Annotated in this window: 22 protein-coding genes; 12 read left to right on the forward strand and 10 right to left on the reverse strand. The window is 51.9% G+C overall.

Annotation, left to right across the window (positions count from 1 at the left end; genetic code table 11):
- Position 1 precedes the first annotated feature (1 nt).
- From ftsQ to mutT, 7 genes are all read left to right on the forward strand, one after another.
- Positions 2-835 (forward strand): cell division protein FtsQ, encoded by an 834-nt coding sequence (ftsQ, locus tag WC1_RS20180; RefSeq protein ID WP_003018758.1) that lies wholly within the window; start codon positions 2-4, stop codon positions 833-835.
- Positions 832-2,094 (forward strand): cell division protein FtsA, encoded by a 1,263-nt coding sequence (ftsA, locus tag WC1_RS20175; RefSeq protein ID WP_003018755.1) that lies wholly within the window; start codon positions 832-834, stop codon positions 2,092-2,094. Before ftsQ ends, ftsA begins: the two co-directional genes overlap by 4 nt.
- A 62-nt stretch (positions 2,095-2,156) precedes the next feature.
- Complete coding sequence (gene ftsZ, locus WC1_RS20170; protein ID WP_003018753.1) at positions 2,157-3,308, forward strand: cell division protein FtsZ; 1,152 nt, start codon at positions 2,157-2,159, stop codon at positions 3,306-3,308.
- Positions 3,309-3,408: 100 nt separating this feature from the next.
- Complete coding sequence (gene lpxC / locus WC1_RS20165; protein WP_003018750.1) at positions 3,409-4,326, forward strand: UDP-3-O-acyl-N-acetylglucosamine deacetylase; 918 nt, start codon at positions 3,409-3,411, stop codon at positions 4,324-4,326.
- A gap of 283 nt (positions 4,327-4,609) precedes the next feature.
- Entirely contained in the window at positions 4,610-5,116 is a 507-nt protein-coding gene (secM, locus tag WC1_RS20160; protein ID WP_003018748.1) for a secA translation cis-regulator SecM, read from the forward strand.
- 60 nt (positions 5,117-5,176) lie between these two features.
- Complete coding sequence (gene secA / locus WC1_RS20155) at positions 5,177-7,882, forward strand: preprotein translocase subunit SecA (protein WP_003018746.1); 2,706 nt, start codon at positions 5,177-5,179, stop codon at positions 7,880-7,882.
- 56 nt (positions 7,883-7,938) lie between these two features.
- Positions 7,939-8,328 carry an 8-oxo-dGTP diphosphatase MutT gene (mutT, locus tag WC1_RS20150; protein ID WP_003837443.1) on the forward strand — a complete coding sequence of 130 codons (390 nt, stop codon included), beginning with the start codon at positions 7,939-7,941 and terminating at the stop codon, positions 8,326-8,328.
- An 88-nt stretch (positions 8,329-8,416) separates the two neighbouring features.
- Here mutT and yacG read toward each other — a convergent pair whose 3' ends face one another.
- The 3 genes from yacG to coaE are packed head-to-tail and all read right to left on the reverse strand — an operon-like array spanning position 8,417 to position 9,984.
- The gene (yacG, locus tag WC1_RS20145; protein WP_003018740.1) at positions 8,417-8,611 is read right to left on the reverse strand and encodes a DNA gyrase inhibitor YacG; all 195 of its coding nucleotides are present in this window, start codon (positions 8,609-8,611) and stop codon (positions 8,417-8,419) included.
- A 9-nt stretch (positions 8,612-8,620) separates the two neighbouring features.
- Positions 8,621-9,364, reverse strand: a complete 744-nt coding sequence (zapD, locus tag WC1_RS20140) for a cell division protein ZapD (protein WP_003837445.1) — start codon at positions 9,362-9,364, stop codon at positions 8,621-8,623.
- Positions 9,364-9,984, reverse strand: coding sequence for a dephospho-CoA kinase (gene coaE / locus WC1_RS20135; protein WP_016149556.1), 621 nt, complete (start codon positions 9,982-9,984; stop codon positions 9,364-9,366). Before coaE ends, zapD begins: the two co-directional genes overlap by 1 nt.
- A gap of 225 nt (positions 9,985-10,209) precedes the next feature.
- On the opposite strand from coaE, the gene WC1_RS20130 reads away from it, so the two are divergent.
- Entirely contained in the window at positions 10,210-11,253 is a 1,044-nt protein-coding gene (locus WC1_RS20130) for a GMP reductase (protein WP_003018732.1), read from the forward strand.
- A 56-nt stretch (positions 11,254-11,309) separates the two neighbouring features.
- Here the strand turns inward: WC1_RS20130 and hofC are convergent, their stop codons facing one another.
- The 4 genes from hofC to nadC all read right to left on the reverse strand — a co-directional run bounded on the left by hofC (position 11,310) and on the right by nadC (position 15,468).
- Complete coding sequence (gene hofC / locus WC1_RS20125; protein ID WP_003837451.1) at positions 11,310-12,512, reverse strand: protein transport protein HofC; 1,203 nt, start codon at positions 12,510-12,512, stop codon at positions 11,310-11,312.
- A complete protein-coding gene (gspE, locus tag WC1_RS20120; RefSeq protein ID WP_016149557.1) occupies positions 12,502-13,884 on the reverse strand; it encodes a type II secretion system protein GspE in 1,383 nt (460 codons plus the stop codon). The genes hofC and gspE overlap by 11 nt, the downstream gene beginning before the upstream one ends.
- A gap of 9 nt (positions 13,885-13,893) precedes the next feature.
- Complete coding sequence (gene ppdD / locus WC1_RS20115; RefSeq protein WP_003018724.1) at positions 13,894-14,331, reverse strand: prepilin peptidase-dependent pilin; 438 nt, start codon at positions 14,329-14,331, stop codon at positions 13,894-13,896.
- Between the two features lie 243 nt (positions 14,332-14,574).
- On the reverse strand, positions 14,575-15,468 hold the full coding sequence (gene nadC, locus WC1_RS20110; RefSeq protein WP_003837454.1) for a carboxylating nicotinate-nucleotide diphosphorylase: 894 nt from the start codon (positions 15,466-15,468) through the stop codon (positions 14,575-14,577).
- A gap of 87 nt (positions 15,469-15,555) precedes the next feature.
- Here nadC and ampD point away from each other — a divergent pair, with 87 nt between their 5' ends.
- Positions 15,556-16,119, forward strand: coding sequence for a 1,6-anhydro-N-acetylmuramyl-L-alanine amidase AmpD (ampD, locus tag WC1_RS20105; protein WP_003018719.1), 564 nt, complete (start codon positions 15,556-15,558; stop codon positions 16,117-16,119).
- Complete coding sequence (ampE, locus tag WC1_RS20100; RefSeq protein ID WP_016149558.1) at positions 16,116-16,970, forward strand: beta-lactamase regulator AmpE; 855 nt, start codon at positions 16,116-16,118, stop codon at positions 16,968-16,970. The genes ampD and ampE overlap by 4 nt, the downstream gene beginning before the upstream one ends.
- Positions 16,971-17,062: 92 nt before the next feature.
- Here ampE and WC1_RS20095 read toward each other — a convergent pair whose 3' ends face one another.
- The 3 genes from WC1_RS20095 to aroP all read right to left on the reverse strand — a co-directional run bounded on the left by WC1_RS20095 (position 17,063) and on the right by aroP (position 20,950).
- Positions 17,063-18,013: a glycoside hydrolase family 43 protein gene (locus WC1_RS20095; RefSeq protein ID WP_016149559.1), complete on the reverse strand. Its 951-nt coding sequence runs from the start codon at positions 18,011-18,013 to the stop codon at positions 17,063-17,065.
- Positions 18,013-19,419: a glycoside-pentoside-hexuronide (GPH):cation symporter gene (locus tag WC1_RS20090; RefSeq protein WP_016149560.1), complete on the reverse strand. Its 1,407-nt coding sequence runs from the start codon at positions 19,417-19,419 to the stop codon at positions 18,013-18,015. The genes WC1_RS20095 and WC1_RS20090 overlap by 1 nt, the downstream gene beginning before the upstream one ends.
- 157 nt (positions 19,420-19,576) lie before the next feature.
- The gene (gene aroP / locus WC1_RS20085) at positions 19,577-20,950 is read right to left on the reverse strand and encodes an aromatic amino acid transporter AroP (protein WP_086504917.1); all 1,374 of its coding nucleotides are present in this window, start codon (positions 20,948-20,950) and stop codon (positions 19,577-19,579) included.
- 564 nt (positions 20,951-21,514) lie between these two features.
- Here aroP and pdhR point away from each other — a divergent pair.
- Together pdhR and aceE are read left to right on the forward strand one after the other, a co-directional pair.
- A complete protein-coding gene (gene pdhR, locus WC1_RS20080) occupies positions 21,515-22,279 on the forward strand; it encodes a pyruvate dehydrogenase complex transcriptional repressor PdhR (RefSeq protein ID WP_003018699.1) in 765 nt (254 codons plus the stop codon).
- A gap of 163 nt (positions 22,280-22,442) precedes the next feature.
- On the forward strand, positions 22,443-25,106 hold the full coding sequence (gene aceE / locus WC1_RS20075) for a pyruvate dehydrogenase (acetyl-transferring), homodimeric type (RefSeq protein ID WP_003837462.1): 2,664 nt from the start codon (positions 22,443-22,445) through the stop codon (positions 25,104-25,106).
- The last annotated feature ends 3 nt before the right edge of the window (positions 25,107-25,109 follow it).

Raw genomic sequence — 25,109 nt, forward strand, 5'->3', positions numbered from 1 at the left:
TATGTCGCAGGCTGCGCTGAACACGCGAAACGGTGATGAAGAAGAAGTAAACTCCTCACGCCGCAATAATGGAACGCGTCTTGCAGGAATACTGTTCCTGCTGACAGTGCTGTGCACCGTGTTTGTCAGCGGCTGGGTAGTGTTGGGGTGGATGGAAGATGCGCAGCGGTTGCCATTGTCAAAGCTGGTGTTAACCGGCGAACGGCATTACACGCGCAATGACGATATTCGTCAGTCCATTCTGGCTCTGGGCGCTCCGGGAACCTTTATGACTCAGGATGTGAACATCATTCAGAGTCAAATTGAACGTCTCCCCTGGATTAAACAGGCGAGCGTCAGAAAGCAATGGCCCGATGAATTGAAGATTCATCTGGTTGAATATGTGCCCATTGCGCGTTGGAATGACCAGCATATGGTGGATGCCGAAGGCAATACGTTCAGCGTCCCAACCGGTCGGGCCAATAAGCAGGTATTACCTATGTTGTACGGACCGGAAGGCAGCGCAAGTGAAGTGTTGCAAGGGTTCCGTGATATGGGGCAGGTGCTGGCTAAGGATAGATTCACCCTGAAGGAAGCGGCGATGACCGCTCGTCGTTCCTGGCAGTTGACGCTGAATAACGATATTAAGCTCAATCTGGGCAGGGGCGATACGATAAAACGTTTGGCTCGCTTTGTGGAACTCTACCCGGTTTTACAGCAGCAGGCGCAAACCGATGGCAAACGGATTAGCTACGTTGATTTGCGTTATGACTCAGGAGCGGCAGTAGGCTGGGTTCCCTTGCCTCCTGAGGAATCTAATCAGCAACAGAATCAGGCACAGGCAGAACAACAATGATCAAGGCGACGGACAGAAAACTGGTAGTTGGACTGGAGATTGGCACCGCGAAGGTAGCCGCTTTAGTAGGGGAAGTTCTGCCCGACGGTATGGTCAATATCATTGGCGTGGGCAGTTGCCCATCGCGAGGTATGGATAAAGGCGGGGTGAATGACCTTGAGTCAGTGGTGAAGTGCGTACAGCGCGCCATTGACCAGGCTGAACTGATGGCAGATTGCCAGATTTCCTCGGTGTATCTGGCACTTTCCGGTAAACATATTAGCTGTCAAAATGAAATTGGTATGGTGCCCATTTCCGAAGAGGAAGTGACGCAGGAAGATGTGGAAAACGTGGTACATACGGCAAAATCCGTACGCGTTCGCGATGAACATCGTGTTCTGCACGTTATTCCGCAGGAATACGCCATTGACTACCAGGAAGGCATTAAAAATCCGGTAGGTCTTTCCGGCGTACGTATGCAGGCAAAAGTCCACCTTATTACCTGCCACAACGACATGGCGAAGAATATTGTCAAAGCTGTTGAACGTTGTGGTCTGAAAGTTGACCAACTGATTTTTGCCGGGTTGGCAGCCAGTTATTCCGTGTTGACGGAAGATGAACGTGAGCTGGGTGTCTGCGTGGTGGATATTGGTGGTGGTACAATGGACATCGCCGTTTATACTGGCGGGGCGTTGCGCCACACTAAAGTTATCCCTTATGCAGGGAATGTAGTGACCAGTGATATCGCGTATGCCTTTGGTACGCCGCCGAGCGATGCTGAAGCCATTAAAGTGCGCCATGGCTGTGCGCTGGGGTCCATCGTGGGTAAAGACGAAAGCGTTGAAGTGCCAAGCGTAGGTGGTCGTCCACCGCGTAGCCTGCAACGTCAGACCCTGGCAGAAGTCATTGAGCCGCGTTATACCGAGCTGCTCAACCTGGTCAACGAAGAAATTTTGCAATTACAAGAACAGCTTCGCCAGCAGGGTGTGAAACATCATCTGGCGGCGGGGATTGTGTTAACCGGTGGTGCTGCGCAAATTGAAGGTCTTGCGGCCTGCGCACAGCGCGTGTTCCATACGCAAGTACGTATTGGCGCGCCGCTGAATATCACTGGTCTGACGGATTATGCTCAGGAGCCGTATTATTCAACGGCAGTGGGGCTGCTTCACTACGGAAAAGAATCCCATTTGAGTGGTGAGGCTGAAGTAGAAAAACGCGTAACGGCATCAGTTGGCTCGTGGATCAAACGACTCAATAGCTGGCTGCGAAAAGAGTTTTAATTTTTAAAGAGACCAACGCACATTAACGGTCTCAGGCGACAGGCACAACGGAGAGAGAAACTATGTTTGAACCTATGGAACTTACCAATGACGCGGTGATTAAAGTCATCGGCGTCGGCGGCGGTGGCGGTAATGCCGTTGAACACATGGTGCGCGAGCGCATCGAAGGTGTTGAATTCTTCGCGGTGAATACCGACGCTCAGGCGTTGCGTAAAACGGCGGTTGGACAGACCATTCAGATTGGTAGCGGCATCACCAAAGGTCTGGGCGCGGGTGCGAACCCGGAAGTCGGCCGTAATGCGGCAGACGAAGATCGTGAAGCTCTGCGTGCAGCGCTTGACGGGGCAGACATGGTGTTTATCGCAGCAGGCATGGGCGGCGGTACCGGTACCGGTGCAGCGCCAGTGGTTGCTGAAGTAGCAAAAGATTTAGGTATTCTGACCGTTGCTGTCGTGACTAAGCCTTTCAACTTTGAAGGCAAGAAGCGTATGGCATTCGCGGAGCAGGGTATCACCGAGCTGTCCAAACATGTGGACTCTCTAATTACTATTCCGAATGACAAACTGCTGAAAGTACTGGGCCGCGGTATCTCCCTGCTGGATGCGTTTGGCGCAGCGAACGACGTACTGAAAGGTGCAGTTCAGGGTATCGCTGAACTGATTACTCGTCCGGGCCTGATGAACGTCGACTTTGCAGACGTACGCACCGTGATGTCCGAAATGGGCTACGCGATGATGGGTTCTGGCGTGGCGAGCGGTGAAGACCGTGCAGAAGAAGCGGCTGAAATGGCTATCTCTTCTCCGCTGCTGGAAGACATCGATCTGTCCGGCGCACGCGGCGTGCTGGTCAACATTACTGCGGGCTTCGACCTGCGTCTGGATGAGTTCGAAACCGTGGGTAACACCATCCGTGCCTTTGCATCGGATAACGCGACCGTGGTAATCGGTACCTCTCTGGACCCGGATATGAACGACGAACTGCGTGTGACCGTTGTTGCGACTGGAATTGGTATGGACAAGCGTCCTGAAATCACTCTGGTAACCAACAAGCAGGTACAGCAGCCGGTAATGGATCGTTACCAGCAACACGGCATGGCGCCGTTGACGCAAGAACAGAAGCCGGTAGCGAAAGTGGTTAACGACAATACGCCGCAAACCACTAAAGAGCCGGATTATCTGGATATCCCTGCATTCCTGCGTAAGCAAGCTGATTAAGAATTAGCTGGAATTTGGGAATCTGCGCTCTTTGTGCTAAACTGGCCCGCCGAATGTATAGTACACTTCGGTTGGATAGTTAATTTGGCGAGATTATACGATGATCAAACAAAGGACACTTAAACGTATCGTTCAGGCGACTGGCGTCGGTTTACATACCGGCAAAAAAGTCACGCTGACGCTACGCCCTGCGCCGGCCAACACCGGGGTCATCTATCGTCGCACCGACTTGAATCCTCCGGTAGATTTCCCGGCCGATGCCAAATCTGTGCGTGATACCATGCTCTGTACGTGTCTGGTCAATGAGCATGATGTGCGGATTTCAACCGTAGAGCACCTGAATGCTGCTCTGGCGGGCTTAGGTATCGATAACATTGTTATTGAGGTTAACGCCCCGGAAATCCCGATCATGGATGGTAGTGCTGCTCCATTCGTATACCTGCTGCTCGATGCGGGTATTGAAGAACTGAACAGCGCTAAGAAATTTGTTCGCATCAAAGAGACCGTTCGTGTCGAAGATGGCGATAAGTGGGCTGAATTCAAACCGTTTAATGGTTTCTCGTTGGATTTTACCATCGACTTTAACCATCCAGCGATTGATGCCAGCACGCAGCGCTACGCGATGAACTTCTCTGCAGATGCGTTCATGCGCCAGATCAGCCGTGCGCGTACTTTCGGCTTCATGCGTGATATCGAATATCTGCAGTCCCGTGGCCTGGCCTTGGGCGGCAGCTTCGATTGTGCCATCGTTGTTGACGATTATCGCGTATTGAACGAAGACGGTCTGCGTTTTGAAGACGAATTCGTTCGTCACAAAATGCTCGACGCGATTGGTGACTTGTTCATGTGTGGTCACAACATTATTGGTGCATTCACCGCGTATAAATCCGGTCATGCATTGAATAACAAACTGTTGCAGGCGGTCCTGGCAAAACAGGAAGCCTGGGAATATGTGACCTTCCAGGACGATGCAGAACTGCCTCTGGCGTTCAAAGCACCTTCGACCGTACTGGCATAACGACATACGCTGTCGTATAAATTCGACTGGTAAATCTGGCACTCTCTCCGGCCAGGTGAGCCAGTCGTTTTTTTATGTACTCATTAGCGCAGCCTTTTCCAACGCAAATATTTCCCTGCCACTAAGTTAAAATAGTGTGCGATCGCTGCTTTCTTGAGCATATTTACCCATGGCCGGTTGTCATTACTGCTGTGGAGCGTACGCTTTAATGATAAGATTCGTGCGCAAAAAAAATGTTTTGCATTCGTAACCCCAAACGCAGGGTATATCAGGTGGCAAAAACGTGAGTGGAATACTGACGCGTTGGCGACAGTTAGGCAGACGGTACTTCTGGCCGCATCTCCTGTTGGGGATGGTCGCGGCGAGTTTTGGCCTGCCCGCGCTCGGTAATGCTGCTGAACCCAATACCCCCGCGAAGGCGACCGCCAGCAATCACGATCAATCCGCTAAAGTTAACTTTAGCCAGCTTGCTTTGCTGGAAGCGACTAATCGCCGCCCAAATTTTACCGTCGATTACTGGCATCAACATGCCATTCGTACGGTTATCCGCCATCTTTCTTTTGCCATGGCGCCTCAGGCGTTGCCTGTTGCCGAAGAGCCGTTGCCAATCCAGGCGCACCATCTTGCGTTACTGAATACGCTCAGCGCGATGCTGACGCAAGAAGGCACTCCGCCCGCGACAGTAAGTCGCGTGACATACGCCCACTTTACTTCTCAGGCCGCATTTAGCGTTCCGGTCTGGATCAGCCAGCTGCAGGGTATCCGCGCTGGTCCTCAACGCCTCAGCTAAAAAAGAACCTTCCAACTTATAATTTTTGACTCCGCATCGCGGGGCGTTTGAGATTTTATTATGCTAATCAAATTATTAACCAAAGTATTCGGTAGCCGTAACGAGCGTACGCTGCGTCGTATGCGTAAAGTGGTCAATGTCATCAACGCAATGGAACCGGAGATGGAAAAACTCTCCGATGATGAACTGAAAGCGAAGACCGCTGAATTCCGCGCCCGTCTGGAAAAAGGTGCCAGCGTTGAGAGCCTGATCCCGGAAGCGTTCGCAGTGGTGCGTGAAGCGAGTAAACGCGTGTTCGGTATGCGCCACTTCGACGTTCAGCTGCTGGGCGGTATGGTGCTTAACGATCGCTGCATCGCAGAAATGCGTACTGGTGAAGGTAAAACCCTGACCGCGACGCTGCCAGCCTACCTGAACGCATTAAGCGGGAAGGGCGTACACGTGGTTACCGTGAACGACTACCTGGCTCAGCGTGATGCCGAAAATAACCGCCCGCTGTTTGAATTCCTCGGCATGACCGTTGGTATCAACATGTCTGGCCTGCCAGCGCCAGCCAAGCGTGAAGCCTACAATGCCGATATTACTTACGGTACCAACAACGAATACGGCTTTGACTACCTGCGCGACAACATGGCGTTTAGTCCGGAAGAGCGTGTTCAACGTAAACTGCACTATGCGCTGGTCGATGAAGTTGACTCCATCCTGATCGATGAAGCGCGTACGCCGCTGATCATTTCCGGCCCGGCTGAAGACAGCTCGGAAATGTATAAAAAAGTGAACAAAATCATCCCACACCTGATCCGTCAGGAGAAGGAAGATTCCGACACGTTCCAGGGGGAAGGCCACTTCTCTGTTGATGAGAAAGCGCGCCAGGTTAACCTGACCGAACGTGGTCTGGTACTGATTGAAGAGTTGTTGGTTAACGAAGGCATTATGGATGAGGGCGAGTCTCTGTACTCTCCAGGCAACATTATGCTGATGCACCACGTGACTGCCGCACTGCGTGCGCACGTGCTGTTTACCCGCGATGTTGACTACATCGTGAAAGACGGCGAAGTTATCATCGTTGATGAACACACCGGCCGTACCATGCAGGGGCGTCGCTGGTCTGATGGTCTGCACCAGGCTGTTGAAGCTAAAGAAGGCGTAGAGATCCAGAACGAGAACCAGACGCTGGCATCTATTACCTTCCAGAACTACTTCCGTTTGTACGAAAAACTGGCCGGTATGACCGGTACAGCAGATACCGAAGCCTTTGAATTTAGCTCCATCTACAAGCTGGATACCGTAGTTGTACCAACTAACCGTCCGATGATCCGTAAGGATTTACCGGATCTGGTGTACATGACCGAAGCGGAAAAAATTCAGGCGATCATTGAAGATATTAAAGAGCGTACCGCAAATGGCCAGCCGGTGCTGGTGGGTACTATCTCCATTGAAAAATCTGAAGTGGTCTCTAACGAGCTGACCAAGGCAGGCATCAAACATAACGTCCTCAACGCCAAGTTCCATGCCAGCGAAGCGGATATCGTCGCACAGGCGGGTTACCCGTCTGCCGTGACAATCGCTACTAACATGGCGGGTCGTGGTACCGATATCGTGCTGGGCGGTAGCTGGCAGGCGGAAGTTGCCGAGCTGGAAAACCCAACTCCGGAACAAATCGCGCAGATCAAAGCCGAGTGGCAGGTTCGCCATGACGCGGTATTAGCTGCTGGTGGTTTGCATATTATCGGTACTGAGCGTCACGAATCTCGTCGTATCGATAACCAGCTGCGTGGTCGTTCTGGTCGTCAGGGGGATGCGGGTTCTTCTCGTTTCTATTTGTCGATGGAAGATGCGCTGATGCGTATTTTTGCCTCTGACCGCGTGTCCGGCATGATGCGTAAACTGGGTATGAAGCCTGGTGAAGCCATTGAACACCCATGGGTGACCAAAGCAATTGCTAACGCGCAGCGTAAGGTGGAAAGCCGCAACTTCGATATTCGTAAGCAGTTGCTGGAATATGATGATGTTGCCAACGACCAGCGTCGTGCTATCTACACCCAGCGTAACGAACTGCTGGACGTAACTGACGTTAGCGAAACCATTAACAGCATTCGCGAAGACGTATTCAAAGCGACGATTGATGCCTATATTCCGCCGCAGTCTCTGGAAGAAATGTGGGATATTCCGGGTCTGCAGGAACGTCTGAAAAACGACTTCGATCTGGATATGCCGATTTCAGAGTGGCTGGATAAAGAACCTGAGCTGCACGAAGAAACGCTGCGCGAACGTATTCTGGCAAACGCAGTAGAAGTTTATCAGCGCAAAGAAGAAGTTGTGGGCGCGGAGATGATGCGTCACTTCGAAAAAGGCGTGATGCTGCAAACGCTCGACTCTTTGTGGAAAGAGCACCTGGCTGCGATGGATTACCTGCGTCAGGGTATCCACCTGCGTGGTTATGCGCAAAAAGATCCGAAGCAGGAATACAAGCGTGAATCCTTCTCTATGTTTGCATCAATGCTGGAATCTCTGAAGTACGAAGTGATCAGCACTCTGAGCAAAGTTCAGGTGCGTATGCCTGAAGAAGTAGAAGCGATGGAGCAGCAGCGTCGCGAAGAAGCTGAGCGTTTAGCGCAGATGCAGCAGTTGAGCCATAAAGGTGATGATTCTGCTGCGGCAGAAGAGCTGGCGGCACAAACCGGCGATCGTAAAGTGGGTCGTAACGATCCGTGTCCTTGCGGTTCCGGCAAGAAATACAAACAGTGTCATGGCCGTCTGAGCTAAGAAAATAACTTATTGAAAAGGCGCAGACTTCTGCGCCTTTTTTATGGACGATGAAAATGAAAATATTGCAGATCGCCGTCGGGATTATTCGTAATCAGCACAATGAAATTTTTATCACCCAGCGTGCGGCTGATGCCCACATGGCCAATAAGCTGGAGTTTCCCGGCGGGAAAATTGAAGCGGGCGAAACGCCGGAGCAGGCGCTGATTCGCGAGCTACAGGAAGAAGTAGGGATCACGCCGACTCAAAGTTCATTGTTCGAAAAGTTGGAGTATCAGTTTCCGGACAGGCATATCACTCTGTGGTTCTGGCTGGTTGAAAGCTGGGAAGGCGAGCCGTGGGGAAAAGAGGGGCAACCGGCGCAGTGGATAGCGCAATATGCTCTGAATGCGGAAGATTTCCCGCCGGCGAATGCACCGGTCATTGAAAAGCTGATTACTGGATAATGGTGTTCGTAGGCCGGATAAGGCAACACCGCCATCCGGCAAATTATGGCGGGGGTGCTACGCTTGCCCGCCCTACGTATTAGCAGAATTACTTCTGCTCCTCACTCCAGTCGTCGCTTTCCGACAGATCGCCTGAGCTTGGGATGCGTTTCTCTTCTGCAGCCCACTCTCCCAGATCGATTAACTGGCAGCGCTTGCTGCAGAATGGGCGAAACGGACTGACTTCAGCCCATACTACAGGCTTGCCGCAGGTTGGGCAGTTGACGATGGTTTGTTCAGACATGTTGACTCCTTAACAGCACGCCAGTTCAAAATCGAGGCGCTCAGGCACCTGACCATTTTCGCTATCCAGCGGCATAAAGCGGATGGCAAAACGGCTCTTATGACCAGAAATTTGCGGATAAAGCTGCGAATCAAGCGGCAGTTGCAAGCGCAGCAGATCTGCATCTTCGCCGTTGTCCTGATAAAAACCATTCAGGCTGGTTTGCTTACGAAACGGCGCTGAGTTGCGAATTAAATCCAGCACCAGCGACAGCGCTTGATTGAGCGGATTCAGGCTGGCAAGCCAGGTTTCAACCTGCGCGTCACGATACGATTGCGCCAGGTGTAGCCAGATATGCAGAGTCGGCAGATCGAAACTGCAGCACCCGCCAGGAATACTTAAACGCTGACGTACGAGACCAATCAGACGATCTTCGCGCAGCGTCTGTCCAATACGCGGGGCAGAAATCAGAATGCTGCCTGCACTTTTTAACTGCTGGCGCAAAGAGTCGATTCTGCTTTGATCGACGCCGGGAACTTCGACCCAGGCCTGGAGTTTACGCTGCTGTCGCTCCAGTTCTTTGAGGAGTTCGGTACGGACTTCGCCGCGTTCAAATACATCCAGTAAATCTCCGATATTGCGGAAAAAATGCAGAGCGCCGGCATGGTCAGCAATGGGTAAATTAACGGAGAGCTGTTGGATTAAAAATTCAATGCGCAGCCATGTACGCATCTTCTCATTGAGAGGGTGTTCAAAAAGGACCTGGGTGTGCATTACGGTTTTTCCTGTGAGACAAACTGCGACGCGCATTGCAAATAGAGCGCGTGCAGGCGGGCGACATCCGAGGCGATGGCTTCCGGTGCGCCATTATTATCAATAACATCGTCTGCCACGGCCAGCCGCGCTTCACGCGTTGCCTGGGCAGCAAGAATTTGTTCAACATGCTCACGTGTGACGTCATCACGCTGCATGGTGCGTCTGAGCTGGGTTTCGGGCGTGACATCCACCACGAGTACGCGGTCGGCTTTTTTATACAGCGAATTTTCCACCAGCAAAGGGACAACCCATAACAGGTAAGGTGAGGTCGCTTGCTGAAACTGGCGCTGCGTTTCCTGCTGAATAAGCGGATGGAGCAGGGCATTCAGCCAGCTTTTCTCCTCTGGAGCGGAAAAAATGCGTTCGCGTAAAATGCGCCGCTGCAACGATCCGTCTGCGGCGATAACCTCGGAACCAAAATGTTCTTCGATCGCCTTAAGAGCAAGTGTGCCGGGTTCAACCACCTGGCGCGCAATAATATCTGCATCAATGATGTTTATTCCGAGGTCAGCGAACGCATTTGCAACGGTGCTTTTACCACTGCCAATGCCGCCGGTTAAGGCTACCGTATACCTCATAGATGCCGATCCTGGAGTTTAAGTTTGATTATCAAACAGTTAAAAGTTAAGCGTGCGAAGGCGAGGCTGTTGCAGGATTAACCTACTATTCGCCAGGTAAATTTATGGGATTGTAGCGTAAAAAAAGAGAATTTCGCAGTCTTGCGCGGCATTGATTAGTGCGTATGATAGCGTCACTGGAGTTGTGAGTTTCGATTTTTCGCCATTAACCCCAGGAATCCGCACATGCGTATCGAAGAAGATCTGAAGTTAGGTTTCAAAGACGTTCTTATCCGCCCTAAGCGTTCTACTCTCAAAAGCCGTTCCGATGTTGAGCTGGAACGTCAATTTACCTTTAAGCATTCAGGTCAGACCTGGTCCGGCGTACCTATTATTGCCGCGAACATGGACACTGTCGGGACGTTTGCCATGGCAACGGCGCTGGCATCCTTCGACATCCTGACCGCTGTGCACAAACACTATTCTGTTGAAGACTGGGCCGCCTTCATCGCAGAGACTTCTGCCGATGTACTCAAACACGTAATGGTTTCAACCGGCACGTCTGACGCAGACTTCGAAAAAACCAAACAGATTTTGGCGCTCAACCCAGCGCTGAATTTTATCTGCATTGATGTGGCAAATGGCTACTCAGAGCATTTTGTTCAGTTTGTGTCGAAAGCGCGTGAAGCATGGCCGACAAAAACGATTTGTGCGGGCAATGTAGTCACCGGTGAAATGTGTGAAGAGCTGGTGCTCTCAGGTGCTGATATTGTCAAAGTAGGTATTGGCCCGGGTTCTGTATGTACCACGCGTGTAAAAACCGGCGTTGGCTATCCACAGCTTTCTGCGGTTATTGAATGTGCGGATGCAGCCCACGGTCTGGGCGGCATGATTGTCAGCGACGGCGGCTGCACAATGCCGGGTGACGTTGCAAAAGCGTTTGGCGGCGGCGCAGACTTCGTTATGCTCGGCGGTATGTTGGCCGGTCACGAAGAAAGCGGCGGCAAAATTGTTGAAGAAAACGGTGAGAAATTCATGCTGTTCTACGGTATGAGCTCAGAATCTGCTATGACCCGCCATGTTGGTGGTGTTGCTCAGTATCGTGCCGCTGAAGGTAAAACCGTTAAGCTGCCTCTGCGCGGCCCGGTTGATAATACCGCTCGCGATATTCTCGGCGGTTTGCGTTCTGCTTGCACCTACGTAGGCGCATCCCGTCTGAAAGAGCTGACCAAACGTACAACGTTTATTCGTGTACAGGAACAAGAGAACCGCGTATTCAATAGCCTGTAAAACAGGTCGTTCTGTGAAATGCCGGATGGCGTTACGTCGCTATCCGGCATTTGAATTTATCCCACTCCGCTCATCGCATCTCCCAAATGGAAAATCGGTAAATACATCGCGACAACCAGCGTACCGATGATAAGCCCCGTAATGACCAGCAACGCAGGCTCAAGTAATGCAGCCAAATTCTCAGCTTGAGCCAGGGTTTTCTCGCCATGGTGATGCGCGAGATTGCGCAGCATTGCATCCAGCGAGCCGGAAGCTTCACCTGTTCGGACCAGCTGTATGCACAATGGGCTGAATTCACCGCTATTTTTAAGCGCTAACCAGACCGGCTTTCCGGCGCTAATGTCGTGCTGAACCAGCGCTAAACGTTGCGACCAGAAAGGGTTAGCCAGCGTTTCGGTAACGCTCTCAAGACCCTGCAAAAAGGGAATGCCCGCATTTTGCGTTAACGCCAGAACGGTGAAGATCTGCGTGAGCTTTTGCCCTCTCACCATCGGCCCTATGACCGGGAGGCTGAGCAGCAATTTCTGGCGCAGAACGAGCCAGTACGGTTTCTGATTTATCAAATGATGTGCCGCAACCGCTACCAGGCCAAGTGCTACCGCCAGCCATCCCCATTGGCTGCTATAGTGTGCGATGGTAATAATCCACTGAGTGAGGGCCGGTAGCGGGGTGTTGAATGTCTGGTAGATGGCGGCAAACTCAGGGAGTACAAACTGCAACATCGCAAATACGACCAACACCGCCATTGTGATGATGATAATCGGATAGCGCAGGGCTTTTTTGACTTTATCAGCAAGTTGCTGTTGTTTCTTTTGCTGGTAGGCGAGTTCAAAACAGCAGTCGTCCAGCTTACCCGTAAGCTCTCCGGTGCGGATCATTGCCTGGTAAAGGGGCGGAAAAACGTGTTGCCATTGTGATAGCGAGGTGGAGAGGGTGATGCCCTGTTCCATATCGTAAGCCAGCGTACGCAGTAGCGCCTGCCATTGACTGCTGGAATGCTGTTCAGCAAGCAGAGCTAGCCCTGCTGAGAGCGTTAACCCTGCTTTTAGCAATGTCGCCAACTGGTGTATGGTTTCGGCACTTCTTGTACGGCTCCAGTGCGAGGTTTTGACACGCATACGCTTAATGCGTAGCGGCGTAATCTGTTGTTTCTCAAGAGCCAGCATTAATGACGGTTGGGTATCGGCCCATAGTGTACCTTCCAGCGATTTACCTTTGTTGTTAATGCCTTGCCAGCGCCAAAGCTGTTTAGCGGACATGAGGCATGCCCAGTACACGAATCAGCTCTTCAAATGTCGTTAATCCTTGCTCGACGGCCTGACAGCCATTCTCGAAAAGCGTTCTCCCTGATAGCTGAGCATCAGGTTCCACTCCGTCTACGGGGGCGTCACTGGCAATACTCTGACGTAATGCCGGAGTAACAGGGAGTACTTCAAACAATGCCGTACGACCATAAAATCCGTGATAACAATGTTTGCAGCCAGGGGCCTGCCAATTCGGTAGTGGTGTAGGCCAGACAGCTTTCGGGAGTGTGATAGGCGTACTCTGACGTTGTCGGCAATGGGGGCACAACTTTCTGACCAATCGCTGTGCAATGACGAGCGTCAGCGCGGAGGCGATCATCCAGCGTGCAACCCCCATTTGTTGCAGACGCACCAGCGTTTCACTGGTGGAATTGGTATGCAGCGTAGAAAGAACCAGATGACCGGTTTGTGCGGCTTTAAGGGCTATTTCTGCTGTTTCTCCATCGCGGATTTCACCCACCATGATAATGTCGGGATCCTGGCGCAACAGAGCACGTAAGACTCCCTGAAAAGTCAAACCGGCGCGTGGGTGAATTTGCGTCTGGTTGATGCCTGTGATCGGGATCTCTACCGGATCTTCCACGCTACAGAGATTAACATCTGGCGTGTTTCGGGTTTGCAGCGCACTGTACAGTGTGACCGTTTTACCGCTTCCGGTAGGCCCGGTAACCAGAATCAGCCCCTGAGGCTGCTGCAAGGCTTGCGAAAATGCGGCCAGCTGCGCGTCTTGCATTCCCAGTGCGGCGATCTCCAGTGACTGCTCGACCTGATGAAGTAGCCGCAACACGACTTTTTCGCCGTAGCGACAGGGCAGGGTGGCGATGCGAAACGAGATAGGTTCTCCTGAAATCTCAACGGTAAATTGTCCGTCTTGTGGAAGCCGATGCTCGGCAATATCCAGACTGCCTAATACTTTTAACCTCGCGGTGATGGCAATGCCCATCTCGGTCGTGATTTCCGGTAACGCGTGGAGTACTCCATCCACACGTAATCTGATCCGATAGTGATTTTCCGCTGGCTCAAAATGAATATCAGAAGCCCGTTGCTCCAGAGCGGAATGAAACGTCTGATTCAGCAAGTCTGCTGCGCTGGCGCTACTTTTCGTGACTACTGCCGGGAGCATTTTCTGCGGTGTATGCGTGTGGCCTTCCATTTGCTGACGTGTCCAGCAGACAATGTCGATGCGCCGGGTGGTGGCAAAATGCAGTGCATCCAGCAGTTCGTGTGATGGGGCGTCTACGACGGCGATATGCACCACTTCATTGTCTGCATCCAGTAATATTCCCTGATAACGTTGGCATAGCGCTGTAAGCTGGGTGGTATTCATCTCTGTTCCTTAGTGGGTATCGAAGCGGAAAACATCTTCACAGGCCTGCTGCAATGCGCTGTCGTTCTGGATGATGCAGTTACGGTTCCAACCGGTAATGCCGTTGGCATTGTCCCAAGCCGGCGTCATGGTGATGCTTAACCCGTTCAGGCTTTCCTGCCCACTAAGACTGACAACGCCTTTTTCAATGCTCATGGCTGAGACGTAACGGGTAGTTGTTGGAGTGGGAATACCATTCGTTCCGGCATCGCAGGTATCTGTTCCTCCATGTTCCAGTGCACAGAGCTCAACCGCTGTGCGATAGGGGACAAAGGTTTGCAGCATGTCTGTCAGCGCGGCCTTGCGCAGATAGTTTTGATATGCCGGAATACCGATGGCGCTAAGAATGGCAATAATGCCAATCACCACCATGAGTTCGATAAGCGTAAAGCCTCGTTGCTTGTTCATTGTTCACTCCTTGAGTTTGCTGGCGCTACTTTGGCAAACCGACGGGAGGACGGCGAGAGACAAAAAACAGAATGGGAAGGCGGATTCCGAGGACTTTTACGAAATTACAGAATCAGACAATGTATTTGCTAAGAGGCTCGAAGAAACTGCCGGATGGCGGCGTAAATGCCGTATCCGGCTTACAGAATAAACCTGTGTAGGAGGCCCGATAAGCGAAGCATCATCGGGCAATACAATCAGCAATTAGCGAAAACGCATGGAGAGATCGAGAGCGCGAACATGTTTGGTCAGCGCGCCAACAGAGATGAAATCCACGCCGGTTTCGGCAAATTCGCGCAGCGTTTCATGGGTGACATTGCCCGAGACTTCCAGACGCGCCTGGCCGTTGGTGCGTTTTACCGCTTCGCGCATTTGGTCGGTTTCGAAGTTATCGAGCATGATGATGTCGGCCCCGGCTTTCAGCGCGTCGTCCAGCTCATCCAGGCTTTCTACTTCGACTTCAACCGGCACATCCGGGTGCAACCAGAATGCTTTTTCTACGGCCTGACGTACCGAGCCGGAAGCAATAATGTGGTTTTCTTTAATCAGGAAAGCGTCGGACAGCCCCAAACGATGATTCGCGCCGCCGCCGCACAATACGGCGTATTTTAGCGCGGTACGCAGCCCTGGCAGGGTTTTACGCGTATCCAGCAGTTGGGTCTTGGTCCCCGCTAACAGGTCGACGTATTTACGCACCTCGCTTGCTACACCTGAAAGCGTCTGCACAAAATTAAGCGCGGTACGTTCACCGGTCAGTAACACGCGGGAAGGGCCGTCCAGTTCAAACAGTGGCTGATTAGCCTTAATGCTGTCGCCATCTTCGACATGCCAGGTGATGTTTACATCATCGCCAGCCAGTTGAATAAAGACCTCTTCCACCCAACGTTTCCCACAAAAAACGCCATCTTCGCGGGTAATTACGGTAGCGTGGGAGCGCATGTCTTCGGGTAAAAGCTGTGCGGTGATATCGTTATTGGCATCAACTTCTCCGCCTAAATCTTCACGCAGCGCCTGAGCGACAGCGGCAGGGATATCGAGATTTATGCGTTCCAACAGCGCGTCACGTCGGTAGTCAGGGTTATAGCGGCGAGGCGGCATGATAAAACTCCAAATTGCTAACGAATCATAAGGTGGAAACATGCTACCCTGAACCTGATATGAGCACCACCAATAAGGAGATTCTGCATGTTGTTAGACGAGGGCTGGCTGGCAGAGGCGCGACGCGTTCCCTCTCCGCATTACGATTGCCGCCCGGATGACGAAAACCCTTCTCTGCTGGTGGTGCATAATATCAGCCTGCCGCCCGGCGAGTTTGGCGGCCCGTGGATAGACGCGCTGTTCACTGGCACGATTGATCCCAACGCCCATCCTTATTTTGCCGGAATCGCCCATTTGCGCGTTTCGGCCCATTGTTTAATTCGCCGTGATGGTGAAATCGTGCAGTATGTCCCCTTTGATAAACGCGCCTGGCATGCCGGCGTCTCGAGCTATCAGGGCCGTGAACGCTGTAATGATTTCTCAATTGGTATTGAGCTGGAAGGGACGGATACGCTGGCCTATACCGACGCGCAGTACCAGCAACTAGCAGCCGTGACCAATGCCCTGATTACGCGTTATCCGGCTATTGCTAACAATATGACAGGACATTGCAATATTGCGCCCGAGCGTAAGACCGATCCCGGGCCCTCATTTGACTGGGCAAGGTTTCGCGCCCTGGTCACCCCCTCGTCGCACAAGGAGATGACATGACGCTGTTTACAACATTACTGGTGTTGATTGTTGAACGCCTGTTTAAGCTGGGTGAGCACTGGCAGCTTGATCACCGGGTTGAAGCTTTTTTCCGCCGGATTAAGCATTTCTCGATGATGCGTACGGTAGGCATGACTCTTATTGCGATGGGAGTGACGTTTCTGCTACTGCGCGCACTTCATGGGCTGCTGTTTAACGTTCCGTTGCTGGTGGCGTGGATCTTAATTGGCTTGCTGTGCATCGGCGCAGGCAAGGCACGCCTTCACTATCACGCTTACCTGAACGCGGCTGCTCGCGATGATGCTCACGCTCGTGAGGCGATGGCCAGCGAGCTGACGCTTATCCATGGTGTTCCGCCGGACTGTGATGAGCGTGAGTTCCTGCGTGAACTGCAGAACGCGCTGTTATGGAACAACTTTCGCTTTTACCTGGCGCCGTTATTCTGGCTGATTGTCGGTGGCCCGTGGGGACCTGTGACGCTGGTTGGTTATGCCTTTTTACGTGCCTGGCAGTCCTGGCTGGCGCGTTACCAGACACCGCACCAGCGTCTGCAATCGGGTATTGATGCGATCCTGCATGTGCTGGACTGGATCCCGGTGCGTCTGGCGGGCGTGGTCTATTCGCTGCTGGGACACGGCGAGAAGGCGTTGCCAGCCTGGTTTGCGTCGCTTGCTGATCTGCACACGTCGCAATATCAGGTGCTTACGCGTCTGGCGCAGTTCTCGCTGGCGCGCGAACCTCATACCGATAAAGTCGAAACGCCAAAAGCGGCTGTTTCGATGGCGAAGAAGACCTCGTTTGTGGTGGTGGTGATTATTGCGTTGCTGACCATTTATGGGGCATTAGTATAGCGTTGTGCCGGATGGCGCTAACGCTTATCCGGCCTACAATTGAAAAACGTGTAGGCCCGGTAAGCGTTAGCGCCACCGGGCAGTGCAACGGTTTAGTTCGTATCAGCAGGCGGGATGCCAAAATCTGGCATGCCGTTTTCGTCCCAACGCACGAGCTTCAGACGAGTGTGGCGGTTTGGGTCGTACAGCGGATCGCCCTCGATTTCGGTGTAATTTCTCGCGTGATACACCAGCACATCTTCACCTTCTGGCGTTTGCGTAAAGCTGTTGTGTCCTGGCCCAAACTGGCGGTTTTCATAGCTGGTGGTAAAGACCGGGCGCGGTGATTTGTGCCAGTTCTGCGGGTTGAGCGGATCTGCGTCTAAGTCAATCCACAATAATCCCATACAGTAGTTCTCATCAGTAGCGCTGGCGGAATAGCTGATAAACAACTTGTCGCCGTGAACCATGACGGCAGGACCTTCGTTGACCCAAAAACCCCGGCATTCCCAGTCATATTCAGGATGGCTTAGCATGACCGGCTCGCCTTTAATCGTCCATGGATTTTCCAGTTCTGCGAGATAGATATTGGAGTTTCCGGCGATATCGGGCGATTTCTGCGCCCATAGATACCACTGTTTTCCCTGATGGTTAAAGGTGGTGGCATCGAGCGCAAAGGTATCAAACTGCGTTTTAATCTGACCTTTCTCCGTCCACTTTCCGGTCAGCGGATCGGCGTCGGCACATTCGAGCGCAAACATGCGATGCTGGAACATCCCCAGCTTGTCGAGCGACTGTGTGTGGGTGGCGGCAAAATAGATGTACCACTTGCCTGCCAGATGATGGATTTCGGGCGCCCAGATGAGTTGGCTCATGGGGCCGCTTTCTGGCTTGCGCCAGATGATAACCGGGGCGGCGGTGCGCAACCCTTCCAGCGAGTCGGCCCGGCGTATCTCCAGCCGGTCATATTCAGGTACTGAAGCAATGAAATAGTAGTGGCTACCGTCACGTAAGATAAACGGATCGGCACGCTGTTCAATAAAGGGATTTGGCCACTGATTCATTAGGCTTTCCTTACGGTTTCAGTCGTTTTTATATCGTGGTATTCATTCAGTTCACGGTAGTTGGCGCGGAGCTTTTCTAAATCTGTCTGGATTTGCTGCATAAACTCGCGGTCAACTTTCAGCAGACGAACCACGCCTGCAGTAATCAGGTAGCCTGCGCCAGGTATGATGGTAAACAGCAGCATAATACCGTTAATGGCGGAGTCGCTTTGCGCTTTCGCCCCAGCGTCGTAGCCGTACCAGGAGAGCAGGAAGCCGACCATCGCTCCGGCAATCGCCAGACCCAGTTTCAGGAAGAACAGGTTACCGGAGAAGCTGATTCCGGTGATACGTTTACCGGTTTTCCACTCGCCATAGTCATCGACATCCGCCATCAGCGACCAGTGCAGCGGGGATGGGATCTGATGCAGGATGTTGAGCAGGAAGTAGAGCACCATAATCATCATGGTGGCTTTCGGATCGAAGAAGTAAAACGCGGCGGAGAAAATCGCCAGGATGATATTGGTCCAGAAGAACACTTTCAGTTTGCACCAGCGATCGGTTAACACCTTCGCCAACATGCTGCCGATCATCATGCCTACAACGCCAAGGCTGATAAACAACGTCGCAAATTGTGTACTCTGCTGCATAACCCAGGTCACGTAGTACATGGTGGCAGCCATGCGAATAAAACCCGGACAGACGTTGCACAGGGTTAACAGCAGAATTTTTACCCACTGATCGTTCTTCCACACATCGTTTAGATCGGCTTTTAAATCGTCATTGGTCGGGACGGCAGGACGGACACGCTCACGGACGGTTGCAAAGCAGAACAGGAACATACACATGCCGATGAAGGCCAGTACCGCCATCGCCATTTGATACCCTTTGGCTTTGTCTTCCCCGCCGAACCAGTCGGCCATGGGGAGCAGGGTGAGTGACAGCAGCAGAGTTGCAATGCCTACCAATACAAAGCGATATGACTGGCAGGCGACGCGTTCTTGCGGATCGTTGGTGATGACGCTGCCGAGAGAGCAATAGGGGATATTGATCGCCGTATAGGTGATAGAGAGCAGGAAGTAAGTGACAAAAGCATAGATAACTTTGCTGTTATATGTCCATTCTGGGGTGGTAAACATCAGTACGCTGAATAATGCGTACGGGAAAGCCATCCACAAAAGCCATGGACGAAATCGACCATATTTGCTGCGCGTACGGTCGGCCATTGCGCCCATAATGGGATCAGTAACGGCATCAATAACGCGTACTGAGAGCAGTAATACGCCGACCAGAGCAGGCGCCAGACCAAAAATGTCTGTGTAAAAATAGTTAACAAACAACATGATGGCGCCAAAGATGATGTTGCATCCGGCGTCGCCCATTCCATAGCCAATCTTTTCTTTCACCGTGAGCTTACTGGTTTCCATCAACTGCACTCCATGAATGAAATATGGAGAGAATTATTGTCTGGTACCGGTGTTTTTGCGTTGCAGGATAACGCCGCTGATATGGACTAAACAGTCGTGAGTGGGAAAGTGTGAGGCAGGTAACAACCCCCACCTGGCGCAGGTGGGGGAGGAAAAATTAATGTGCTTTAACCGTGCCGGCCGTTTTCTGTTTGAACAGGTAACCAATGCCAAGAATAGCAATCCATACCGGGATTAAGTACACCGAGATCGCCATGCCCGGCGTCATCAGCATAATCACCAGTACTGCAGCCATGAAAATCAGGCACACCCAGTTACCCAGCGGATAGAGCAGCGCCGGGAAGCGGGTGGTAACACCCTGCTGCTGTTTGGCTTTGCGGAACTTCATGTGCGCAAGGCTAATCATTGCCCAGTTGATCACCAGTGCGGAAACTACCAGCGCCATCAACAGGCCAAAGGCAGATTCTGGCGCCAGGTAGTTGATCAGCACGCACAGAGCCGTCACCAGTGCGGAAACCAGAATGGTGTTCACCGGCACGCCGCGTTTGTCGACGTTCATCAGCGCTTTCGGCGCATTGCCCTGCTGTGCCAGACCGAACAGCATACGGCTGTTGCAGTACACACAGCTGTTATAGACAGAAAGGGCAGCAGTCAGCACCACGATGTTCAGGGCATTAGCAACAAACGTGTCGCCCAGTTCGTGGAAAATAAGGACAAACGGGCTGGTATCAGCCGTAACGCGCGTCCACGGCATCAGGGAAAGCAGAACCGCCAGCGAACCCACATAGAAAATCAGGATACGGTAGATAACCTGGTTGGTTGCTTTGGGAATGCTTTGCTCCGGGTTATCCGCTTCTGCTGCGGTGATCCCAACCAGCTCCAGTCCACCGAAAGAGAACATGATAATCGCCATCATCATCACCAGACCGTTGAAGCCATGCGGCAGGAAGCCCCCCTGGTTCCACAGATTGCTGACGCTGGCCTGCGGCCCGCCGTTGCCGCTGAACAGCAGCCAGCCGCCGAAGATGATCATCGCGACGACAGCAATGACTTTAATAATGGCGAACCAGAACTCCATCTCACCAAACACTTTCACGTTGGTCAGGTTAATGGCGTTGATAATCACGAAGAAGGCTGCAGCAGAGGCCCAGGTTGGGATCTCCGGGTACCAGAACTGGATATATTTACCGACTGCAGTCAGCTCAGCCATGGCAACCAGCACGTACAGTACCCAGTAGTTCCAGCCAGAGGCGAAACCCGCGAAACTGCCCCAGTATTTATAAGCAAAGTGGCTAAAGGAGCCTGCTACCGGCTCTTCAACCACCATTTCACCTAACTGACGCATAATCAAAAAGGCGATAAAGCCGGCAATAGCGTAACCCAGAATAATCCCCGGTCCTGCAGACTGGATAACGGATGCGCTACCGAGGAATAACCCGGTACCAATCGCGCCACCCAGTGCGATTAGCTGTATATGGCGGTTCTTAAGACCGCGCTTGAGCTGATCGCCATGCTGTTGACTTTCCATCATGAAACCTCGTGTGTGGTTTTACTCTTCATATTTCGAGTACTTATTTTTTGAACTACGCAGCAATGCGTGTGTAAGTTTGCAATTCCGTTTGTTGTATTAATTTGTTTACAGATGCTTTTAATGAAATGTTGCCTTAATGCTTTTGTCTTGATCAGAATAATGATATGTGAGCGCGAATGCACCTGCTTTATGCGGGGGAGATGACGAGTTGAATAAAAAGAAACCATTTGTAAATGCGAGTTTATCTACCACAAAATTTCTATTTTGAATTTCTATTCATTAATAGTGATTTAAGTATCGATAAATAAGCAGGTGAATCGGTTCAGATGAGATAATTTTTCGTTTCAATTCCGTTAAAACTACCTCGAGGTGGGTAAATTTAACATTTGTGCATAGTTACATGTTTGAAACGTTATTTCTGTAATGTTGTTAAAATATGCCTCCTTTACTGATTTCAATCAAAACCTGTATGGACAGAAGGTGAATACTTTGTTACTTTAGCGTCAAGAACATGAAATTGGTAAGACCAATTGACTCCGGGCAAATGGCTTAAGACAGGAAATCATGGCCTACAGCAAAATCCGCCAACCAAAACTCTCCGATGTGATTGAGCAGCAGCTGGAGTTTTTAATTCTTGAGGGGACACTTCGCCCCGGAGAAAAACTCCCACCGGAACGCGAGCTGGCAAAACAGTTCGACGTCTCCCGCCCCTCCTTACGCGAGGCGATCCAACGCCTTGAAGCGAAGGGGTTACTGCTTCGTCGTCAGGGCGGTGGCACTTTTGTTCAGAGCAGCCTGTGGCAGAGCTTTAGCGACCCACTGGTAGAGCTGCTCTCCGACCATCCTGAATCCCAGTTTGACCTGCTTGAGACGCGCCATGCGCTGGAAGGTATTGCAGCTTATTACGCTGCACTGCGCAGCACGGATGAAGACAAAACGCGTATCCGTGAACTCCACCATGCGATCGAGCTTGCTCAACAGTCCGGCGATCTTGACGGTGAATCTGATGCAGTACTCCAGTATCAAATTGCTGTCACCGAAGCGGCACATAATGTGGTGCTGCTCCATTTGCTAAGGTGTATGGAGCCGATGCTGGCCCAGAACGTTCGGCAAAACTTCGAATTGCTGTATGCGCGTCGTGAAATGCTGCCACTGGTTAGCAGTCACCGTACCCGTATTTTTGAAGCAATTATTGCCGGGAAGCCGGAAGAGGCGCGTGAAGCGTCCCACCGTCACTTGGCGTTTATCGAAGAGATTCTGCTGGACAGAAGCCGTGAGGAAAGCCGTCGTGAACGCGCCTTACGCCGTCTGGAGCAACGAAAGAATTAGTGATTTTTCTGGCAGAACGTTAACCAGAAGATGTTGTAAATCAAGCGCCATATAAAGTGCGCGGCAACTAAACGCAGAACCTGTCTTATTACGCTCTCTGGCGAGAACGTAATGGGACAGGTTCCAGATAACTCAACGTATTAGATAGATAAGGAATACCCCCATGTCAGAACGTTTCCCAAATGACGTGGATCCGATCGAAACTCGCGACTGGCTACAGGCGATCGAATCGGTCATCCGTGAAGAAGGTGTTGAGCGTGCTCAGTATCTGATCGACCAACTGCTTTCAGAAGCCCGCAAAGGCGGCGTGAAAGTAGCGGCAGGTGCAGGGGCCAGCAATTATGTAAACACTATTGCCGTTGAAGATGAACCGGAATACCCGGGCAATCTGGAGCTGGAACGTCGTATTCGTTCTGCTATCCGTTGGAACGCCATCATGACCGTACTGCGCGCGTCTAAAAAGGACCTCGAGCTGGGTGGCCACATGGCATCCTTCCAGTCCTCCGCAACGGTATATGATGTTTGCTTCAACCACTTCTTCCGTGCACGCAACGAGCAAGATGGCGGCGATCTGGTGTACTTCCAGGGTCACATCTCTCCGGGCATCTACGCACGCGCATTCCTGGAAGGTCGTCTGACTGAAGAGCAGATGAACAACTTCCGTCAGGAAGTACATGGCAAAGGCCTGTCTTCCTACCCGCACCCGAAACTGATGCCAGAATTCTGGCAGTTCCCGACCGTATCTATGGGTCTGGGCCCAATCGGTGCTATCTACCAGGCTAAATTCCTGAAATATCTGGAACACCGTGGTCTGAAAGATACCTCTAAACAAACCGTTTACGCCTTCCTGGGCGACGGCGAGATGGATGAGCCAGAATCAAAAGGTGCGATCACCATCGCGACCCGTGAAAAACTGGACAACCTGGTCTTTGTTATCAACTGTAACCTGCAGCGTCTTGACGGCCCGGTAACCGGTAACGGCAAGATTGTTAACGAACTGGAAGGCATCTTCGCGGGCGCTGGCTGGAACGTTATCAAAGTCATGTGGGGCGGTCGTTGGGATGAGCTGCTGCGTAAAGACACCAGCGGTAAACTGATCCAGCTGATGAACGAAACCGTTGACGGCGACTACCAGACCTTCAAATCCAAAGATGGCGCATATGTACGTGAGCACTTCTTCGGTAAATACCCGGAAACCGCAGCACTGGTTGCTGACTGGACTGATGAGCAGATTTGGTCTCTGAACCGCGGTGGTCACGATCCGAAGAAAGTTTACGCTGCACTGAAAAAAGCGCAGGAAACCAAAGGCAAAGCAACTGTAATCCTGGCCCATACCATCAAAGGTTACGGCATGGGTGACACCGCTGAAGGTAAAAACATCGCTCACCAGGTTAAGAAAATGAACATGGACGGCGTGCGTTATATCCGCGACCGTTTCAACGTTCCTGTGACCGATGAGCAGGTTGAAAACCTGTCTTACATCACCTTCCCGGAAGGTTCTGAAGAGCACACTTATCTGCACGCTCAGCGTCAGAAACTGCATGGCTACCTGCCAGCTCGTCAGCCGAACTTCACTGAGAAGCTGGAACTGCCGGCTCTGGAAGACTTCGGTGCGCTGCTGGAAGAGCAGAACAAAGAAATCTCCACCACTATCGCTTTCGTTCGTGCCCTGAACGTGATGCTGAAGAACAAGTCGATCAAAGATCGTCTGGTTCCGATCATCGCTGATGAAGCACGTACTTTCGGTATGGAAGGTCTGTTCCGTCAGATCGGTATCTACAGCCCGAACGGTCAGCAGTACACCCCGCAGGACCGTGAGCAGGTTGCTTACTATAAAGAAGACGAGAAAGGTCAGATCCTGCAGGAAGGTATCAACGAACTGGGTGCTGGCGCATCCTGGCTGGCTGCTGCGACCTCTTACAGCACCAACGATCTGCCGATGATTCCGTTCTACATCTACTACTCCATGTTCGGGTTCCAGCGTATCGGTGACCTGTGCTGGCAGGCAGGCGACCAACAGGCTCGTGGCTTCCTGATTGGTGGTACTTCCGGTCGTACCACGCTGAACGGTGAAGGTCTGCAGCACGAAGATGGTCACAGCCATATTCAGTCTCTGACTATCCCGAACTGTATCTCTTACGATCCGTCTTACGCGTACGAAGTTGCGGTCATCATGCACGATGGTCTGGAGCGTATGTACGGTGAGAAACAAGAGAACGTTTACTACTACATCACCACGCTGAACGAAAACTACCACATGCCGGCAATGCCAGCAGGTGCCGAGGAAGGTATCCGTAAAGGTATCTACAAACTCGAAACCCTCGAAGGTAAGAAAGGTAAAGTTCAGCTGCTGGGCTCCGGTTCTATCCTGCGTCACGTCCGTGAAGCAGCACAGATCCTGGCGAACGACTACGGTGTAGGTTCTGACGTTTACAGCGTAACCTCCTTCACTGAACTGGCGCGTGATGGCCAGGATTGTGAGCGCTGGAACATGCTGCACCCGATGGAAACTCCGCGCGTTCCGTACATCGCTCAGGTGATGAACGACGCTCCGGCAGTAGCATCTACTGACTATATGAAACTGTTTGCCGAACAGGTTCGTACTTATGTACCGGCTGATGATTATCGCGTACTGGGTACTGACGGTTTCGGTCGCTCTGACAGCCGTGAAAACCTGCGTCACCACTTCGAAGTTGATGCTTCCTACGTGGTTGTAGCGGCCCTGGGCGAACTGGCTAAACGTGGCGAAATCGATAAGAAAGTGGTTGCAGACGCAATCACCAAATTCAACATCGATGCAGATAAAGTTAACCCGCGTCTGGCGTAAGAG

This window comes from Citrobacter sp. KTE30 (assembly GCF_000398825.1).
Lineage (GTDB): Bacteria > Pseudomonadota > Gammaproteobacteria > Enterobacterales > Enterobacteriaceae > Citrobacter > Citrobacter freundii.

Bases quoted from the DNA above. Each gene is read 5' to 3' on its own strand.
- ftsQ (WP_003018758.1), top strand. From the start codon at position 2: ATGTCGCAGGCTGCGCTGAACACGCGAAACGGTGATGAAGAAGAAGTA.
- ftsA (WP_003018755.1), top strand. From the start codon at position 832: ATGATCAAGGCGACGGACAGAAAACTGGTAGTTGGACTGGAGATTGGC.
- ftsZ (WP_003018753.1), top strand. From the start codon at position 2,157: ATGTTTGAACCTATGGAACTTACCAATGACGCGGTGATTAAAGTCATC.
- lpxC (WP_003018750.1), top strand. From the start codon at position 3,409: ATGATCAAACAAAGGACACTTAAACGTATCGTTCAGGCGACTGGCGTC.
- secA (WP_003018746.1), top strand. From the start codon at position 5,177: ATGCTAATCAAATTATTAACCAAAGTATTCGGTAGCCGTAACGAGCGT.
- mutT (WP_003837443.1), top strand. From the start codon at position 7,939: ATGAAAATATTGCAGATCGCCGTCGGGATTATTCGTAATCAGCACAAT.
- yacG (WP_003018740.1), bottom strand. From the start codon at position 8,611: ATGTCTGAACAAACCATCGTCAACTGCCCAACCTGCGGCAAGCCTGTA.
- zapD (WP_003837445.1), bottom strand. From the start codon at position 9,364: ATGCACACCCAGGTCCTTTTTGAACACCCTCTCAATGAGAAGATGCGT.
- coaE (WP_016149556.1), bottom strand. From the start codon at position 9,984: ATGAGGTATACGGTAGCCTTAACCGGCGGCATTGGCAGTGGTAAAAGC.
- WC1_RS20130 (WP_003018732.1), top strand. From the start codon at position 10,210: ATGCGTATCGAAGAAGATCTGAAGTTAGGTTTCAAAGACGTTCTTATC.
- hofC (WP_003837451.1), bottom strand. From the start codon at position 12,512: ATGTCCGCTAAACAGCTTTGGCGCTGGCAAGGCATTAACAACAAAGGT.
- gspE (WP_016149557.1), bottom strand. From the start codon at position 13,884: ATGAATACCACCCAGCTTACAGCGCTATGCCAACGTTATCAGGGAATA.
- ppdD (WP_003018724.1), bottom strand. From the start codon at position 14,331: ATGAACAAGCAACGAGGCTTTACGCTTATCGAACTCATGGTGGTGATT.
- nadC (WP_003837454.1), bottom strand. From the start codon at position 15,468: ATGCCGCCTCGCCGCTATAACCCTGACTACCGACGTGACGCGCTGTTG.
- ampD (WP_003018719.1), top strand. From the start codon at position 15,556: ATGTTGTTAGACGAGGGCTGGCTGGCAGAGGCGCGACGCGTTCCCTCT.
- ampE (WP_016149558.1), top strand. From the start codon at position 16,116: ATGACGCTGTTTACAACATTACTGGTGTTGATTGTTGAACGCCTGTTT.
- WC1_RS20095 (WP_016149559.1), bottom strand. From the start codon at position 18,013: ATGAATCAGTGGCCAAATCCCTTTATTGAACAGCGTGCCGATCCGTTT.
- WC1_RS20090 (WP_016149560.1), bottom strand. From the start codon at position 19,419: ATGGAAACCAGTAAGCTCACGGTGAAAGAAAAGATTGGCTATGGAATG.
- aroP (WP_086504917.1), bottom strand. From the start codon at position 20,950: ATGATGGAAAGTCAACAGCATGGCGATCAGCTCAAGCGCGGTCTTAAG.
- pdhR (WP_003018699.1), top strand. From the start codon at position 21,515: ATGGCCTACAGCAAAATCCGCCAACCAAAACTCTCCGATGTGATTGAG.
- aceE (WP_003837462.1), top strand. From the start codon at position 22,443: ATGTCAGAACGTTTCCCAAATGACGTGGATCCGATCGAAACTCGCGAC.